Source organism: Pseudomonas sp. S1_G07 (assembly GCF_054668565.1).
Genome location: NZ_CP162778.1, coordinates 192,930 through 209,382 on the forward strand (window position 1 = coordinate 192,930; position 16,453 = coordinate 209,382).

16 protein-coding genes are annotated in these 16,453 nt (G+C 58.7%); 4 read left to right on the top strand and 12 right to left on the bottom strand.

The genetic code is table 11. The annotated features are described in order from the left end of the window. Positions 1 to 36: 36 nt before the first annotated feature. The 9 genes from AB4O05_RS00845 to AB4O05_RS00885 all read right to left on the bottom strand — a co-directional run bounded on the left by AB4O05_RS00845 (position 37) and on the right by AB4O05_RS00885 (position 9,560). Positions 37 to 1,335: a cation:proton antiporter gene (locus tag AB4O05_RS00845; protein WP_460133780.1), complete on the bottom strand. Its 1,299-nt coding sequence runs from the start codon at positions 1,333 to 1,335 to the stop codon at positions 37 to 39. A gap of 82 nt (positions 1,336 to 1,417) precedes the next feature. After that, entirely contained in the window at positions 1,418 to 2,320 is a 903-nt protein-coding gene (locus AB4O05_RS00850) for a bile acid:sodium symporter family protein (protein ID WP_460133779.1), read from the bottom strand. Further along, positions 2,307 to 3,146, bottom strand: a complete 840-nt coding sequence (locus AB4O05_RS00855; protein WP_460133778.1) for a dienelactone hydrolase family protein — start codon at positions 3,144 to 3,146, stop codon at positions 2,307 to 2,309. The genes AB4O05_RS00850 and AB4O05_RS00855 overlap by 14 nt, the downstream gene beginning before the upstream one ends. A gap of 31 nt (positions 3,147 to 3,177) precedes the next feature. After that, a complete protein-coding gene (locus tag AB4O05_RS00860) occupies positions 3,178 to 4,293 on the bottom strand; it encodes an adenine nucleotide alpha hydrolase family protein (protein WP_460133776.1) in 1,116 nt (371 codons plus the stop codon). A 50-nt stretch (positions 4,294 to 4,343) separates the two neighbouring features. Beyond that, positions 4,344 to 5,120, bottom strand: coding sequence for a hypothetical protein (locus AB4O05_RS00865; protein WP_460133775.1), 777 nt, complete (start codon positions 5,118 to 5,120; stop codon positions 4,344 to 4,346). A 159-nt stretch (positions 5,121 to 5,279) separates the two neighbouring features. Continuing rightward, on the bottom strand, positions 5,280 to 6,635 hold the full coding sequence (locus AB4O05_RS00870; protein WP_460133774.1) for a DUF1302 family protein: 1,356 nt from the start codon (positions 6,633 to 6,635) through the stop codon (positions 5,280 to 5,282). Beyond that, positions 6,632 to 7,474: an outer membrane lipoprotein-sorting protein gene (locus AB4O05_RS00875; RefSeq protein ID WP_460133772.1), complete on the bottom strand. Its 843-nt coding sequence runs from the start codon at positions 7,472 to 7,474 to the stop codon at positions 6,632 to 6,634. The genes AB4O05_RS00870 and AB4O05_RS00875 overlap by 4 nt, the downstream gene beginning before the upstream one ends. Further along, positions 7,471 to 8,754 carry a beta-eliminating lyase-related protein gene (locus AB4O05_RS00880; RefSeq protein ID WP_460133771.1) on the bottom strand — a complete coding sequence of 428 codons (1,284 nt, stop codon included), beginning with the start codon at positions 8,752 to 8,754 and terminating at the stop codon, positions 7,471 to 7,473. The genes AB4O05_RS00875 and AB4O05_RS00880 overlap by 4 nt, the downstream gene beginning before the upstream one ends. Next, complete coding sequence (locus AB4O05_RS00885; RefSeq protein WP_460133770.1) at positions 8,751 to 9,560, bottom strand: ThiF family adenylyltransferase; 810 nt, start codon at positions 9,558 to 9,560, stop codon at positions 8,751 to 8,753. The genes AB4O05_RS00880 and AB4O05_RS00885 overlap by 4 nt, the downstream gene beginning before the upstream one ends. Before the next feature lie 924 nt (positions 9,561 to 10,484). On the opposite strand from AB4O05_RS00885, the gene AB4O05_RS00890 reads away from it, so the two are divergent. Further along, positions 10,485 to 10,904, top strand: a complete 420-nt coding sequence (locus tag AB4O05_RS00890) for a polyribonucleotide nucleotidyltransferase (RefSeq protein ID WP_159937367.1) — start codon at positions 10,485 to 10,487, stop codon at positions 10,902 to 10,904. 9 nt (positions 10,905 to 10,913) lie between these two features. Continuing rightward, entirely contained in the window at positions 10,914 to 11,807 is an 894-nt protein-coding gene (locus AB4O05_RS00895) for a cation diffusion facilitator family transporter (protein ID WP_460133769.1), read from the top strand. Here AB4O05_RS00895 and AB4O05_RS00900 read toward each other — a convergent pair. Then, positions 11,804 to 12,820 carry a DUF6515 family protein gene (locus AB4O05_RS00900; RefSeq protein ID WP_460133767.1) on the bottom strand — a complete coding sequence of 339 codons (1,017 nt, stop codon included), beginning with the start codon at positions 12,818 to 12,820 and terminating at the stop codon, positions 11,804 to 11,806. The two genes, AB4O05_RS00895 and AB4O05_RS00900, sit on opposite strands and share 4 nt — an antisense overlap. A gap of 429 nt (positions 12,821 to 13,249) precedes the next feature. Between AB4O05_RS00900 and AB4O05_RS00905 the strand changes: the two genes are divergently transcribed. Together AB4O05_RS00905 and AB4O05_RS00910 are read left to right on the top strand one after the other, a co-directional pair. Next, positions 13,250 to 13,729 carry an Lrp/AsnC family transcriptional regulator gene (locus AB4O05_RS00905; protein ID WP_003194418.1) on the top strand — a complete coding sequence of 160 codons (480 nt, stop codon included), beginning with the start codon at positions 13,250 to 13,252 and terminating at the stop codon, positions 13,727 to 13,729. 252 nt (positions 13,730 to 13,981) lie between these two features. Beyond that, positions 13,982 to 14,191, top strand: a complete 210-nt coding sequence (locus AB4O05_RS00910) for a DUF2788 domain-containing protein (RefSeq protein ID WP_460137717.1) — start codon at positions 13,982 to 13,984, stop codon at positions 14,189 to 14,191. Here AB4O05_RS00910 and AB4O05_RS00915 read toward each other — a convergent pair. Beyond that, the gene (locus AB4O05_RS00915) at positions 14,186 to 14,821 is read right to left on the bottom strand and encodes a pseudouridine synthase (protein ID WP_460133766.1); all 636 of its coding nucleotides are present in this window, start codon (positions 14,819 to 14,821) and stop codon (positions 14,186 to 14,188) included. The two genes, AB4O05_RS00910 and AB4O05_RS00915, sit on opposite strands and share 6 nt — an antisense overlap. A gap of 71 nt (positions 14,822 to 14,892) precedes the next feature. Beyond that, a complete protein-coding gene (gene amn / locus AB4O05_RS00920; protein WP_460133765.1) occupies positions 14,893 to 16,365 on the bottom strand; it encodes an AMP nucleosidase in 1,473 nt (490 codons plus the stop codon). Positions 16,366 to 16,453 lie beyond the last annotated feature (88 nt).

Consider the following 16,453-nt stretch of genomic DNA (forward strand, 5'->3'; position numbering starts at 1 on the left):
CCACTTTCATCATCGCCACTGACTGTCAGTGTGCGTTTAACGAATCAACGACTGTTCATTAACCAGCGGCTTTTTATTATTCCTGACGCTGTCTCGCTCATTAATGGGTGCGCGCGCCAACGGTGGCGTCGGGCTGACCGGAACCAGGCGTACGATCGGCAGCGTAATCACGGTGGCAAACAATGCGACCACCATTAAGATGCCGTACAACTGTGCGGAAATAACGCCGACTTCCAACCCAACCGTGAGCAGGATGATTTCCATCACGCCCTTGGTATTCATCAGCGAAGCAACGACGAATGAGTCGGGCCGTGACAGGCCAGTCAATCTGGCAGCCAGGTAAGAAAAGCCCACTTTCCCAACCGCGCCGACCACAAAGAAAAGGCCGCCCCACATCAGCAGATACACGACGTCCCCCGCCTCAATCGCCACGTTCATGGCGGCCGTGCCGAAGAACAACGGGGTGAAAAACATACTCACGAGGGCGTGAGGGCCTTTGTCCCAATACAGGCGCAGTACGGCGTGTTTGCGAAACGCCAGGCCCGCGACAAAGGCACCGATCGTGACATGGGCATTGGCCAGGTCGCTGACCACGCAAAAAGCGAACAGCACCACCAACGGCACGATGATCACACTCGCGCCAATCGCGTCCTGCCCAACCGGAGTGGATGAAACATAGATGCGGCTCACCAGGCACTCCGCCACCAGCACCAGCAGCAACAGGGCAAGGCTGGAGTACAGAATGCCGTGCCCGGCGCTGCTGGAAACCAGCATCAGCACCACCGACAAGGCGAACCACGCAAGAATGTCGGTAATCACTGCGGCGTTGAGCACCAAGGCTGACAGGCGACGATGCAGGAAACGTTTGTCGTCAAGAATGCTGGCCAGTACCGGCACCGCCGTAGCGGCCATGGCGACCCCAAAAAACAGCATATAGGGCGTACGCTCTGTGCCTTGTGCGAAGACACCGTGAGTGAAGTAAGCCAATATGACACCGGCCAACCCGGCCCCCAGGAACCCCGCAACAGCAATACCGGCGGCACTCTGGCGCTTAACGTTATGGGGCACCGCAGGCGTTTTGCCTGCCTCCAGGCCAAGACCGAACATGATGAAAACCAGCCCGATTTTACTGAGTGCCATCAGGCCAATCACATTGGAAAAAAAGTAACGCTTGAGTTCGGGGTCATACGCACCCAACACCATAGGCCCAATAATAATGCCCGTGAGCAGATGCCCGATCACCGTAGGTTGCCCCAGCCAAACGGCGACGCGCCCCAGAACATGAGCCACAAAAAGTATCAACAACAGCTGGATGAAGATGCTGGCAACGTCCATGTTCGACTATTCCTGCGCGAGTAATTGAAGACGGTTCAAAATGAACGGTCGCCTTTATGAAAAGCGCCCAACCTGCGTTAACTCAACGTTCCGGCATTGGCGAATGCGCATGCTGTTTAACGCTACGCCGGTGGCCTGTAAGCCAGAACACGCACACACCCAACACCGCACAAAGACACACCACCACGCTATATAAAATGGCCGGCACCGCCATATCGACACTGCCCAATAGGCCGGCGATAACCAAGGCCAACGCACTATTCTGAATCCCGATTTCCACCGTAATCGCTCGCACTTGCGCCGTGTTTAACCGGGTCAACTTTGCGACCCCGTAGGCCAGCCCCATACAACTGCCAAATAGCACCAACAAAGCCAGGCCAACGCGCTCGATAAATCCATAAATCAACTGAAACTCCATGGCCAGGACACTCAGCACCATCAGCATCAGAAAGCTGAAGCCCAATACGCGCAGTGGCCCCTCCAGGCGCCGGGCGGCCTGCGGTAGTCGTTTGGCCACGGCCATACCGAGTGCCAGGGGAATGAGGGTGATCACGAATAACTTGATCACGGTATCGGTCATGGGCAATTGCAGCCCCTGATGACCCGCCTGCCAATAAGACAAGGCCATGCCCGCCAATAGCGGCACCGAAACAAAGGCAATGCAACTTGAAACAATGGTCAGTGAAATGGACAGCGCCACATCACCTTTGATTAAAAATGAAATCGTATTAGAGGCCACACCGCCAGGGCATAACGACAAAATAACCACACCCAGCGCCAATGCCGGCTCCAACTTGAACAGTAGCGCCACGGCGACACCCAGTAGCGGCAAAACCACCACTTGTCCCACCAGGCCGACGATGGTTGCTGTCGGTGTTTTCACCAGGTTTACAAAATCCTGGCGCCTCAATCCGAGCCCCATCCCCATCATCATCACAAACAAAATGGCCGGCGCGATCACTCTGGCCAGTTCAATGGTTTCCATAGCTGTGATCTTCCCGGGATGATGAAAGTTGATGTTTTAAAAACGCGATCACCCGTTGCTCTGCCAACTTTGTCGGGTGGTGCTCCTCGTCGACATAACTGACCCCCAACACCGAATGCGCCCACCGCCCTATGCCATGGGGGTTGTGCGGTGATGAGTCGATTTCATAGGCGTGGAACTGGCTTCCGAACTCGGCCCTGAGCCGTTCGAATCGACTGTCCGGCACCGCCGGGTCACCGGTAAAACGCAGGCCCAGTATTTCGATGCCTCCCTGGCGCGCGCGCTCTTTAACCCGCGCAAGCGTGGGCTCGTCCATCCCCAGCGCGGCGCCCTGCGCCGCCGATAACGCAAAGGGCAAGGACGGGTTGGCTAACACAGGCGCGATGACCGATGCATCGGCCATCATCGCCAGCCCAAACCCGCCGGTCAGGCACATGCCGATCACGCCCACGCCCTCCCCGCCGCACACCTCATGCGCATGGCGGGCGAGCGCTCTGAGCCACTCGGTGATCGGGCTGACCTTGCGCTTGGCGAGCACGTGAAACTCTCTGGATACGCAGACCTTGCCCATGCACCCCACGACCGATGCCGGCGTGACGACCACTCCTGGCTCGCCGAACAGTACCGGCAGCCACACACTGAACCCTGCCCCCGCCAGTTGCCTGGCCAGCCGTACGACACCGGCGTGGAGCCCGGGGACTTCATGCATGAGCACAACCCCTGGCCCTTCGCCGATGCGATACACCTGTCGTGCGACGCCGGCATAAGGAAATTCGAAATGGGCAAAGCCATCAAACAACGCGTCCAATCGGCGAGTGTTTTTCATCTGGATGCCCCTGTTCCCTGCCTGCCGACGTTCATGCGCAATCTCGCGATTCGCTGGCAACCGGGGACGCTTGTCGATGCGCGCAATGGACCTGCTGGCCAGGCGCAGCCAGTTTCAAATCGGCCAGTTGAAGCTCCAGGTCATCCAGCGACTTCTGGATGTAGCGCCCCATCAGGATTTGCTTTCGCACCATGAAATCCATCAGTGCGAAAATGATCCGCCACTTCAGGCGACCGGCCTTGCCCTCACGCACCAGTTGGGCGAATTCCGGCTTATAGGGGTTGTATCCAAGGTTCTTGAGATCCGAGTACATCAGCAACCAGTTCAGGGTGAAGTTGCTCAGCACCGGGTTAGCGTGAATTTTGCTCTGCACCAACTTCAAGTCGATGACCGTGCGGATGACCTTCGCCTGGTCGTATTCCCAAGCATGGAAGGGCGCAAGGACCCGAGGTAAAGCCCGCCCGGCGGCATCGCGTTTCGGGTCCCAGAACAGCTCCAGCTCATGCGCCTTGAATAGCCCGCTCGCAAACAGTTCGTGAGGCGTCCAATCCTGCGCAATACGCGCCGGCGACATTTCATACAGCATCCGCTCGGGAGCGGGTTGTCCCGGCGAATACCCGGTGAAAATCAGCGGAATGTCACGCTCAATCGCGAAGCGCAGAAGGTCTCCCTCGCGGATGTCCAACCAGAAATAACACACCGTCTGGACGGCTCCTCCCGGCTTCTGGTTCATCAGCAAGTGGCGGATGAAACGCTTGTAGAGGCTTGGGCTGGGTGTGTGAACGTAATGGTCGACACCCAGCGCACCGATGGTTCGCCGGATGTTTTCCCAGGTTCTGGGCGGTATGTCGTAGTCGCTCGTGTAGGCCAATACTTTCAACCCGTAGTCGACCACTAGGCGGTGCAGCAGGTAGCAACTGTCTTTGCCTCCACTGAAAGAGACCACACAGTCGTAAACCTTGCCCTGCCCCTTGGCAGCCCGAAGCGTACGCTCCAGGTCTTGCTCGAAGAGCTCGCGCTGCGCCTCCTGGCGTTGCCTGCCTCCGCCTGCCCATATACGACATAGGTTGCAGATACCATCCGAGTCCAGTGCAACGCCCTCGACATCGTCAGTCAGTAAGCACTCGCCACATACTTTTTTCGCCATACCGAACGATTCCTTATTACCTGCCCATATCCAGTCCGATGCGGTTCAACTTATACGCTGAGCGCAGCACTATTACGTTTCAACAGGCCATAAGACTGTTTGGCCATGTGCAATGCTTCGCCCAGGAAGTCACCATAAGCATCCAGGGCTTGTTCACCGATTTTCACCAGGTGTTCAGTGAATTCAGGTTTAAGCGCGATAAGTTCCGCCACCACTTGGAAGTTGGTATCGGTATGCCCGAAGTCAAAATGGACATGTTCGCTCAGGAACGAAATACTTTGGCGCCCCTCTTCGCACAAGGCTTGTGCACAGGCTTTCATCAGCGGCGGGCCATATTGCGTGGTGATCAATTCGATCTCGACATCAATGGCCAACTCGGCCCAGGGGGCCGGCCCGGACACAACGTCTTTATGCAACTTATGGTAGTGCTTTACCGACGGCGTCATATTTGACGCGAGCAACTGCCCGGCATCCAGCGGAGTATCCGGATATTGTGCATTCCACAATGCCACCAACTTGTGGGTATCCGCCGCGGCCCATTCGTGATGCCCGTCTTCTTCCTCGGTGTGTTCCTTGAAAAACTCCGCCAGCGCGTTTAACCCCAAGGCCTCGCAGCGAACGCCGGCCGTGGCGAGGAACTCAGGAATCGGGGTAGTCAGCGCCGCACTCAAGGCACACCAATGGATCATGAACAGGTTGAGAAGGGGTGCATCCATGGACGTATTGAAGAGCTGCTGAACATCCTGGCGTTCGGAAAACAGGGCCCTGGCACTGTCCATCCGAAGTTGGTACTCGTTGGTTTCAATGTTTCCTTTGAGATCATTCATTATTCACGCTCCTAGGTGTAATGGATCAATCGCTGAAACTTTCACTTAACTCTTCTGGAAAACCCAAGACGTGCGCGGCCACGAGAGTGGCTGACTCCCACGCAAAGCGTTTATCCAACGTCAACTACGTGACCAACGAGATATACGTCCCGTTAATCGTTAAAAGAAATAATGAACCCCTGCGTACAACTGGTCATTATCTCGGAACTGCCCGAAGATCCCTTCATCGGCGCCGGCAAAGTGCAACCCGCCGCCCCGAACTTCCCAGTCGTCAGTCACCCGCCAGCGCACCTGCAGGCGCATGAACCTATCAGTCATGTTTAAAAATTCTCGGCCCTGGAACTCCAGCCATACATCTTCGCCCGCCAAGGGAACGTTGAGTCGAAAAGTGATACTTGAACGCAACTTGTCGGGTTGCATCAGCCCATTGTGGTTTTCAATGTAATCTGCGGTGTATTGAACATTGACATAAGTTCGTGAGGCGAAGGTGTAGTCGACTCCGGCAACAGCCCTGACGGTATCCCGGCGCTCCACCAGCCCCGGAACGCTCATGTCATAGGTGACATACCCCGCGTCCGTCACATAGGCTAATTCGCCACGCAAACCCACCCCCTCACGCCCCGTCTCGAACGCCATCGAGAAGGTTTGCTGGCGGGCGTGATAGGGCCGCACGCTGCCCACGTAACGACCGTTGCTATCAACCCCTTCAATATCCGCCTCAAAGGCTGCCAACTGTTCAAAGTGATAGGCGTAATTGAGCGAGAAATCGAAGGTATCCCGGCGCGTTACACTGCGCACGGCAAACACGCTGTCGCCCAGCCGTCCATCTTCGGTTGCCGAGGAGCGCTCGCGCAGCCCGAGGCCTCGCACGTAGTTGTTCTCGACGAACAAACTCCATTCATCTCCCGGTCGGGCCAGCAGGTCTTCCCTGAACCTTGGCAGCCAGATGACCTCGATGAAGTCCTTGGCATTCAAGGCATATTTGCCGCTCACGGCCGTCACCGGCCATTTGCGCTCAAACCTGGACTGAACCAGAAAATAGCGAAAATCCTGCGGTGTAAAACTGTCGATCACGCTGACTTCGTCGGCGACCCCCCACTGAATGACCTGCCGCCCGAGACGCCACACCACGGCATCGGTTTCAACTTCCAGGTAACCTTCCCAGAGGCGCGCCGCCTGATCGTTCTCGTCGCCAGCTCCGCGCATTTTCTGACGCTGAAGCTCAATATCCGCGGATAGCACTAAACGGGTCGTGTCCCACTGATGATCCAGTTCGAATCGGCCCCGGCCTTTATAGCCCGTATCGATTGCTGACTTGAGCCCGCCCGCGCCCGACGCTTGGTCACTGCTGCCCAACCCCACGGCAGAGCGCAGGTCGAGAAAACCGGTGGTGGTGGTATAGCCGTTTTCCCACAACGCAGTAGTCCGGGCGCCGGCATCGTCCGAGGCACCGGCGGCGGAACTGGCCATTATCGCCAAGGGGCCGAGCAGTCTCTTGACCAGTGCCAGGCTCATTCCGCCATCCCGCTCATTTCAGCATTGACCAACTGCATCAGGTCCGAAGGCTGCGGAAAGTGTTCGATATTGCGCTCCATCTGGCGAATAGACACGGTGGGCATATCCAGCCCCGTATTGACCCGAACCCATTTTCGCTCCAGCGAGGTACGGTGCCCGTTGCGGTAGTCGGTCACGTTCACGAAACGCTCGTACAAGGCATCGCCATAGGCGCTGACCTGCTCCCGTTCAACCCGCTTGATCAACGTACCGTTGGCATCGAAGAAGTCGATCTGGTTCGGGAAGTACGTCCCATCGGCGCGAATAAAGTAACGGCGCTTGGCGTAGGCCGAGTTCGATGAAGGCTTGGCGATACAATCGACCACATAAACCCCGGCAGCGGCCTGGTCCGAAGACGGCGCGAAACGAAATTCCCAGTCTTCCAGTTTCAGCTTCTGCAGATCCTCATAGATCAGATCCGACCCCACCCACGTCTGGTGCTTTGAGGAAACGCGTCGCACGCGGCTGGCGGCTGGCAAGTAGAGGTACTGCAAATCCTCCGCCCCTTTGACCTCCTCGTTAAACGTCGCAATGTTCCTGATACTTCGGGGAAAGAAGAATTTCTGCAGGTCGAGCGCGCCCTTTTCGCCGCTCAAGTGATACCAGACAAACCCGCGTTTCCTGCTGACGCCCTCTTTGTCGGTCAATGTAATCACCAACAGCGAGGTCGAGTCCTTGCCAATGGGGCGCTCTTCCGAGCGGGAAATCACCTCCTTGGGATCGGGGACTGAGGTCGGCAGGTTGCTCGCAAAGACGAGGGACGGGAACAGGAGGCACGCTCCCAGGAATGAACGCTTCACAGGCCGATACTCTCAACGGGTCGATAAGTCGCCAACAACGCGCCGCTGAAACCTGCGGGCCGGTTGACCTCCTCAAGTGCAATAAACTCATGCGCCTCGGACAGCGCCGCGCGAATGCTCGCCGCAGCCGATTCGATGGCGTGATCGTCCTTGCCCAGAATGGGCACGGCAAAACGGATCACCGCGTCGCCCGCCTCTTGCGATGCCCCCGGGTTGAGCGCGCCTCTGACGCCGTACTTCACGTACAGATGATTCAAGAAGGCACGGTGCGGGTGCCGGTGGTGCGCGATGCTGCCGGACACCGCCGACGCCTTCAGGAACACCGCATGAGCACAACCCGGCGTAACCACCTCGCAGTGCGGCGCCAACAGGGCCTGAAACCGCTCGACCCGCCGCGCCCGCTCGACGACCCGCTCAATCAACACCGGCACATCCGCCATCACCGCTGCCAACCGGTGCTTGGCAGCGACATCGAGGCCAGTGCCGAAAAGCAGGGCCTGGTCCCTGCATTGCTCAAATACCTGGCGATCGCGCACGGCCAGAACACCACCAATGGGCACCGGGAATTCTTTGCTTGCGCTCAGCCAGATCCCGTCCACCAAGGCACACAGCTCAAGAACAATGGCAGGAATACTGCTGGCGCCTTCTGCACGATTACGCTGCTGAATCAGGTAGGCGTTGCTGAAGATCCGGGTGGCGTCGAGATAGATCGGGATCCCATAGCGCTCCGCCACTGACCGTACCGAGCGCAGGTTTTCAATAGACAGTGGGTGCCCGCCAATCGCGTTGGTACAAGCCTCCAGCATCAGGCAGGGAACCCTGGCTCGACCGCTGTTTTCAAGGAATCGCGCCAGGGCGGCGGTGTCGATGTCCCCACAAAACGAATTTTCGGATGCCTCGGGTCGCGCAGACGGCATGGGCATGGACACTGCGCCGTTTCGCGCCAGATGCACGGCGGCGGTCGGAAACGGCAGGCTGCCCGGCACACAATCACCTGGCGCAGCCAGCACATTGCTGAGCATCGCTTCCGCCAGGCGCCCCTGTGCAACCGGAATGGCCAGTGGCATCCCGAACAATTGCGTAAGGCACTTCGACAACCAGAGGTCGGTGTGCTCATCCGCATCACCGCTCGGGGCAAACGAGAGGCCCACGGCATTCATCAGGCTGTCGGTCTGATAATCGTCGACCACGCAGCCCGCCGGCACCAGGTCCAGGTTGAATCCGGCCTGCGCGAGGATGTCGCGCCGCAATGTGGCAGAACCTGCACCAGCGGCACTCATGCGCTGGCGTCCAGGGCAGAAATATCGATGACCTTGTGGTTCATCCGGTTCAGATCGAAAAACATCACATTCGGCAGCACGATGGGGGCCCGAAACCCGGGTGCGATGTCGTGCAACAAGTAGTTCACACATTCGGTCGCCAGCAATGACGTCGCAATCAGAGGCCCTACGGCAACGGTGGGCACCTTGCCGATCTCCAGGCTTTTCACGATGGCCTGCATGTGCTGCGGCACGAAGATCTCGTCAAAGATCGGCGGCAATTTGCCCTGCTCCTTGGCCGCCTTGAGTGTCTGGAGCCAATAATCCATAGCCAAGCCCTGTGGCGAGGAGCACAGCGCAAAACAGCCAAACCCCATGATGGGACCGACCACGCTGAAAACGCCCAACTGCCGAGCCTTACGGTGCAGCGACTCGCGTAACGCATGGGGAACGTTGGCGTCCAGACAGTCCACCATGATGTCGGCGCCTGAGAGGAATTCAGCCTGGTTGTGGTCGGTAACGCCTTCGACGTAAATCTCGACTTTGGCAAGCGGGTTCAGGTCGAGGATGAGCTCTCGGTAGACCAAGGCCTTGTTACGCCCCATCGAACTGCCGGTGGCAGCCCATTGACGGTTCATATCCGGCGGGTCAAACACACCGGGATCGGCGAGCCTGAATGTCTCCACGCCCATGCGACACAGCGTCAAGGCCATGGCGCCCCCCACCCCGCCGCAACCGGCGATCACCACACTGCAGCCCGCGAGCTTTTCAATGCCTGCTTCGGTCAGCAACGGCATCGACCTGTTCAACATCTCGTCTTTGCTCACGCTCATGCTCCCTGTTGTTATTTTCCATAGAAGTCAGAAAAATCTGTGTATTCCGCCACTGCATAAACAGGCTGCTGCTGTTGACATTAACAACCACACGATCGGCACGGCACGCATGCGCCGCGTGGCCACAGCCCATAGCTGAAAACATCGAAAAAACAAGGCAGATAATTAGCCACCCACTAACTAAACTGGCGATACCACAAATACAAACAACACTCACAAGTACAACAACAAAAACAGAACAAAACCGTTCAACACCCATCAAAAGAATGAACTTAGTAGTTCAGTAACACTAACTAAACCAAGCAGTCCATTTAAAAATGCCAAATAGAAAACGATGCCAGATACAACTATAAATACCTTAGAAATCATATAATTATGAGTTTTTATGTGCGTTTATTTCAGACCGCAAATGCAAAAATAGCCCTCGCAGCAGCCTAAGCCTTGCCGCCCACCCAACACAAAAAGTACCCAGTGCCATACGTGCTCACGCAAGCGACAAATCGCTTGGCGACGCCATCAAAACAGAACTTTCCAGTATAGAAACAGTTCAACCCATCCGTGGAGAACCCTTGGCTTGCCCAAGAATATCGTTATTCCATTATTCGTCACAAAGATATTAAACACAGTTTTAAACCTATTCAACCCATGAAATAAACATTCTTGCGAAACATGGGCAAACAGAGAACATGCAACCACAAAAAAACCACTGTCGCGCTCAGCAACCGCTCTATTCATGGACTTTTAGTTCGCAGCACTGACTTATCGCAAATACTACAAAATGTAAAAGACCGATCAATACTCTATGAGCAGAGAGACGATGGCGTGGCCATGGACATTTCTCGCCACGGCCGCCTTGGGAGAGGTTTGTGGGTGGCGGTTCCTATATAGTCGCGTTTTCAACCGTTCAGGAGAGCCCCTATGCGTATCGCTTCCCGTGTCATCGGCGGTGTCCTCGCCGTCACCCTGCTGAGCCAACTCACCGCCTGCGGATCGATTTTCTACCCCGACCGCCGTGGCCAGATCGACGGCAAGATCGACCCGACGATTGCCGTGCTCGATGCCGTGGGCCTGCTGTTTTATGTGATCCCTGGCCTGATCGCGTTTGGCGTCGACTTCGCCACCGGCGCGATTTATTTCGAGCCGGGCAAGACGGCTCAAGTCGCGCCGGAAAAACTCCAGGAAGCCATCGGCGCCGACGGCAAGGTCGACAACGCCAAGCTGCAAACCATTATCCAGAAGGAAACCGGCCGCACCTTGCCACTGGACGATCCACGCATGATTCAGTTCAAAGGCAGCGTGCAGCAATTGGCCGCCCTCGGCCTGCAACCTGCCGCATAAGGACTGTTTATGACCAGCAGTCCCGAACACGCGCGGTTGTTGCGCCTGGCCACCCGCGCGTCGGTAGGTGTGGCCTGTGTGCTGATCATCACCAAGGCCGTCGCCTGGTGGTTCAGTGGCTCGGTAAGCATGCTTGCCGGGTTGACCGACTCACTGCTCGATGGCGTGGCTTCACTGCTGAACCTGCTGGCGGTGCATTACGCCCTGCGCCCGGCTGATGACGATCATCGCTATGGGCATGGCAAGGCGGAGTCGCTGGCCGGTATGGCGCAAGCGTTGTTTATCGCCGGCAGTGCGGTCCTGATTGCGCTGCAGGCAATCGAGCGGATCAAGCACCCGGTACCCGTCGGTGCGCCATGGCTGAGCATCGGGGTAATTATTCTGTCCCTGGCGCTGACCGTCGCGCTGCTGGTGCTGCAACACCGGGTGGTACGCGAGACGGGCTCGAGTGCGGTGCGCGCCGATTCGCTGCACTACCGCTCGGACTTGCTGCTCAATGGCAGCATCCTGGTGGCGCTGGTATTGGCCGGCATTGGCCTGCATCAGGTGGACGCCTGGTTCGGCCTGGGCATCGCCGCCTATATCCTGTGGAGCGCGATCCAGATTGCCCGGGAAAGTTTTGCGGTATTGATGGATGAGGAACTGCCACCGGACGTCAGCCAGCACATGCTGGAGCTGGCCCGAGGCATTCCGGGAGTGTTGGGAGCCCATGACTTGCGTACGCGCATCTCCGGCAACCACTGGTTTGTGCAGTTGCACCTGGAGTTGCCAGGAGAGTTGACGCTTTCAGTCGCCCACGCCATCAGCGACCAGGCCGCCGATGCCATTCACAACGCCTACCCGCGTGCCGAAGTGCTGGTGCACGCCGACCCGCGGGAAGTGGTCTCGGGCGCCAAGGCTTAATACTGCACCTGGTACCCGCGGCTGCTCAGGCAGTTGCCCTGGGCCTGGCGGTAGGTTTGCACCACCGCCGGGTCGGGGGCATAGGTGACGGCCTGCGGGTCGAAGCCGCTTTGCTGCACCGCCCAGCGATAACAATCGTAACCGTCCTGCTGCACCTGGGCCGGTGACTGACCGTTGGCGGGATAGGCCACCACGTCATAACCATTGCCTTGGGGCGCGGGCGGCGGCGCGGGTACCGCCGCCGGCGGTTGCACCACCACGTATTGCTGAGTGCTTTGTTCGTAGGCGTAGTAGGCGCCGGCGGCCAGGAACAACAGCGAGCCACCCACCCACACTTCGCGGGCATAGTCCGGCAGATAATGCACGCGGATACCGTACGGCGGCGCCACTACGACGTAGCGCGGGCCCTGGGGGCGGTACCAGTAACCGCCGGAGAAAAAATAGTCCTGGCCGCGATATGGCACGCGGTAATTGCGCTCGGGGAAGCGGTCGACGACATAGCCTGGGTGATATTGCGGGCCTGGGCCCCAGCCATTGCCATGGCCGTCGGGACGGCCTGGCCAGCGGTGATCATCCGGGCCAGGGTGTGGGCCAGGGCCACCGGCCTCCCAATGCGGGTTGCCATCATTGCGCCGAGGGATGTCGCGGTAGTAACCCTGGCGCGGCTCCTGGGTCTGGCGCACGGTATCGGGACGCCCCTGGATCGGCAGGTTATTCGACGGCTGTGGCGCCGCCGGCCGGGGTGGCTCAGAGCCTGGCCGGCTTTGCCACTGGCCGCCGCCGTCCGGGCCACCGCGCTCACCGTGCCAATTGGGTGGGCGTGGCTGATTGTTCTCGGGACGCGGCGGCGCATTCTCTGGCCGTCGCCCACCTTCAGGGCCCCTTTCATGCTGACCGCCGCCCTGCGGCCACTGGCCCTCGCGAGGTGCGTTATCGCGTTCGTCGGCCATTACCTGCGCGCTGACGCTGACCACCAGCAAACCAACACCTGCCATACGCCAGATGCGCTTCATGCTTTTCCTCACTGCGGTTTAGGGCTTACACATGAGACTGGAAAAGCCTCGGCCGGTTCTGAGACAGGTTATCAGTCACGGGAAGTATTTTCTTAAGACAAAAGACGCACGCAAAGAAAAGGGGTGACCCGTCGGCCACCCCTTGAGAACTTCGTCCTGGCTCAACGCTTTTGGCGTTGGCTCACCTCACGCCGTCTGGTGGACAGTGTGCAGCCTGGAGGCCGGCTCAACCCTGCTGGGGCGGCGGCCGCAGCGGGCCTGATTGGGCTCGCTGCAAGTGGACTGTTGTCCAGGCGGTGATTCTGTTGATAAAGATACAGGCCCGCGCCCGACAGATGATTGCGAAGATTGCGTTAATAAACAGTGCTTGCGCAATTTTTAACCCTTCATGGATAATTAACCGCAATAGTTACGACAAAGGCCATCCCAATGAGCAAGCTTGACCGATACGACCTGAGTATTTTGGCGGAATTGCAGCGCGACGCGAGGATCTCCAACCAGGAGTTGGCCGAGCGTATCGGCCTGTCGCCTTCGCCCTGCTCGCGCCGAGTCAAGCAACTGGAGGATGACGGCTACATCGCCCGCCAGGTCGCCCTGCTCGACCGCAAGATGCTCGGCCTGAGCCTCACCGCCTACGTGCTGATCGGCATGGACCGTCACACCCCCGAGCGTTTCGAGAATTTCGAAGCGGCCATCCGCACCCTGCCCCAGGTATTGGAATGCAGTTTGGTGACCGGGATGGATGCGGACTATCAGCTGAAGGTGGTGGTCCCGGATATGGATCATTACCAGAAACTGCTGCTGGGCCACCTCACCCGGATTGAAGGCGTGACCAGCGTGCGGTCGAGCTTTGTGCTCAACCAGGTGCTCAACAGCACCGAATTGCCGCTGACTCACCTGCGCACCTGAAACCCATTCAGATCAACTGTGGGGCTTGCCCTAATGCCAGTCAGTTAAGCGCCCTGTGGGAGCGGGCTTGCTCGCGAAGACGTCGGCCCAGGAAACATTGACGTTGACTGACCCACCGCTTTCGCGAGCAAGCCCGCTCCCACAGGGGATCTGCGTCGCTTTGAGCATTACGTTCGACTCAGGTCAATGTCGCGTCGGTGACGCTGCCGTATACTTCCCGTCTGCCTTTGTCGGAATAGTCCCGTGAACAATATCGACCCCGCCCTGTTTGAAGAATGGATGATGACCGGCCTGGTCAGCATCCTGATTATCTTCATGGGTTTTATCGTCTGGGACCTGGCGAAGAAGTCCAAGGCTGGGCGCTTCGGCTCGTTCATCCTGTTCTTCGTGCTGGGGCTGGGCGTGGCCGCGTTCGTCATCAAGAGCGTGGTGATCGGCCTGATCGAGTCCGGTGCGTTATAAGCGCGCCGGTACTTCCTTCCACTGGCCTTGATCCAGGCCGTCGAGCGTCCAATCGCCAATTCGCACACGGACCAGCCGCAACGTGGGCAACCCCACGGCCGCTGTCATACGCCGCACCTGACGGTTACGCCCTTCCCGAATCACCAGCTCCAACCAATGGGTAGGCACGCTTTTGCGAAAGCGTACCGGCGGGTTGCGCGGCCATAACTCAGGCTCATCCAACTGCCGGGCTTCGGCAGGCAGGGTTTTACCGTCGTTAAGCTCGACACCATCGCGCAGGCGTTGCAGCTGTTCTTCGGTCGGTTCGCCTTCCACTTGCACCCAGTAGGTTTTCGCCAGTTTGTGCTTGGGGTCGGCAATGCGCGCTTGCAACTGGCCATCATTGGTCAGCAACAGCAAACCTTCACTGTCACGGTCCAGGCGGCCCGCCGGGTAGATACCGGGCATGTCGATAAAATCCTTGAGGGTGGCGCGCCCGCCTTCGTCGCTGAACTGAGTCAGCACGTCAAAAGGCTTGTTGAACAGGATCAGTTTCGGCTCGGCCGGTGGCGCCTTGGCGACACGACGAGTAGCGCAATGCAAAGGTTTCACGCCAGGGCGACGCGAAGCGGGACGAGTGGGACGGGACATGGCAAAGGAACATCTAACGGTCAGGACCGACAATGCTAGTGGCCTGACCGTTAAATAACCATCCCAACCGCTTAGCGGAACGGCGGTTCGTCGAAGCTGCGCAGTTTGCGCGAGTGCAACGAATTGAGCTCGGTGCGCAATAAGTCCACCGCCTCGATACCGATCTTCAAGTGCTGGCTCACCGCACGCTCATAGAACGCGTTGGCCGAACCCGGCAACTTGATCTCACTGTGCAACGGCTTGTCCGAGACACACAGCAAGGTGCCGTATGGCACGCGCAAACGGTAGCCCTGCGCGGCGATAGTGCCGCTTTCCATGTCTACCGCCACCGCGCGGGACAGGTTGATCAGCGGCCGTTCCTGGGCCCAGCGCAGTTCCCAATTGCGGTCGTCGTAGGTCAACACGGTGCCGGTGCGCAGGCGCTTTTTCAGTTCCTCGCCTTTTTCGCCGGTGACATTCGCCGCCGCTTGCTGGAGCGCAAGCTGCACTTCGGCCAGGGCCGGAATCGGAATATTCGGCGGCACCACGCGGTCGAGAATTCCGTCACGGCGCATATAGGCGTGGGCCAGTACGTAGTCGCCGATGGTCTGGGACTGGCGCAGGCCGCCACAGTGGCCGATCATCAGCCAGCAATGCGGACGCAGCACGGCCAGGTGGTCGGTGATGTTCTTGGCGTTGGACGGACCCACGCCGATGTTCACCAGAGTGACGCCGTGGCCATCGGTGGCCTGCAGGTGATAGGCCGGCATCTGATAGCGGTGCCACACCACGCCGGCGGCAATGGCCGAGGCTTCGCCGTGGTCCATGCTCTTGTCGATGATCACATTGCCCGGCAGCACCATGCGGATAAAACGCGGGTCGCTGCGCAGTTGCTCCAGGCCATGCAGGATGAACTGGTCAACATAGCGGTGGTAGTTGGTCAGCAAAATCCACGGCTGCACATGGCGCCAGTCGCTGCCGGTGTAGTGCACCAGGCGGCGCAGGGAAAAGTCCACACGCGCCGCGTCGAACAGCGCCAGGGGCAGTGGGTCGGTGTTCTCCCAGTCGTAGAGGCCATCGGCGATGCCATCGGTGGCGGCCGACAAGTCGGTGCTGGGGAACACGCGGGCCAGGGTCGCGGCGGTCACGCCGGAGCCGGCCAGTTCGTCGCCCTGCTCCACCACATACGGGTACGGGATGTTCTGCTGGCTGACGCCCACTTCCACCGTCACGGTGAAGTCGTGCATCAACGGCACCAGTTGCTCGAGCAAATACTTACGGAATGCTGCCGGATGGGTGACGGTGACACTGTAGGTGCCCGGCAATTGCACCTTGGCATACGCCCGCGTGGTCTGTGGGACTTCGCCATGGCAGTGGTAGGTCAAGCGTAGTTCCGGGTAGCGAAACAGCGCACGTTGTGCGGCGTCGGGTTCGACGCGGTCCTTGAGGTATTGCTTGAGGGCCTGGTTGAGCGCGCCGGTAGCACGCTCATGCAGAGCCGCCAGCCGATCCACGGCCTCTTCGGCAGTTTGGACGACAACAAAAGCTTCGGTCACGGTAAGCATCCTGTGTTCTGACGTGCAGGCCTTTATCTTGCCTGTATCCCGGCGCCACCGAAACAACGGAATTGGAATGCGCTCGATGTGGGAGCTG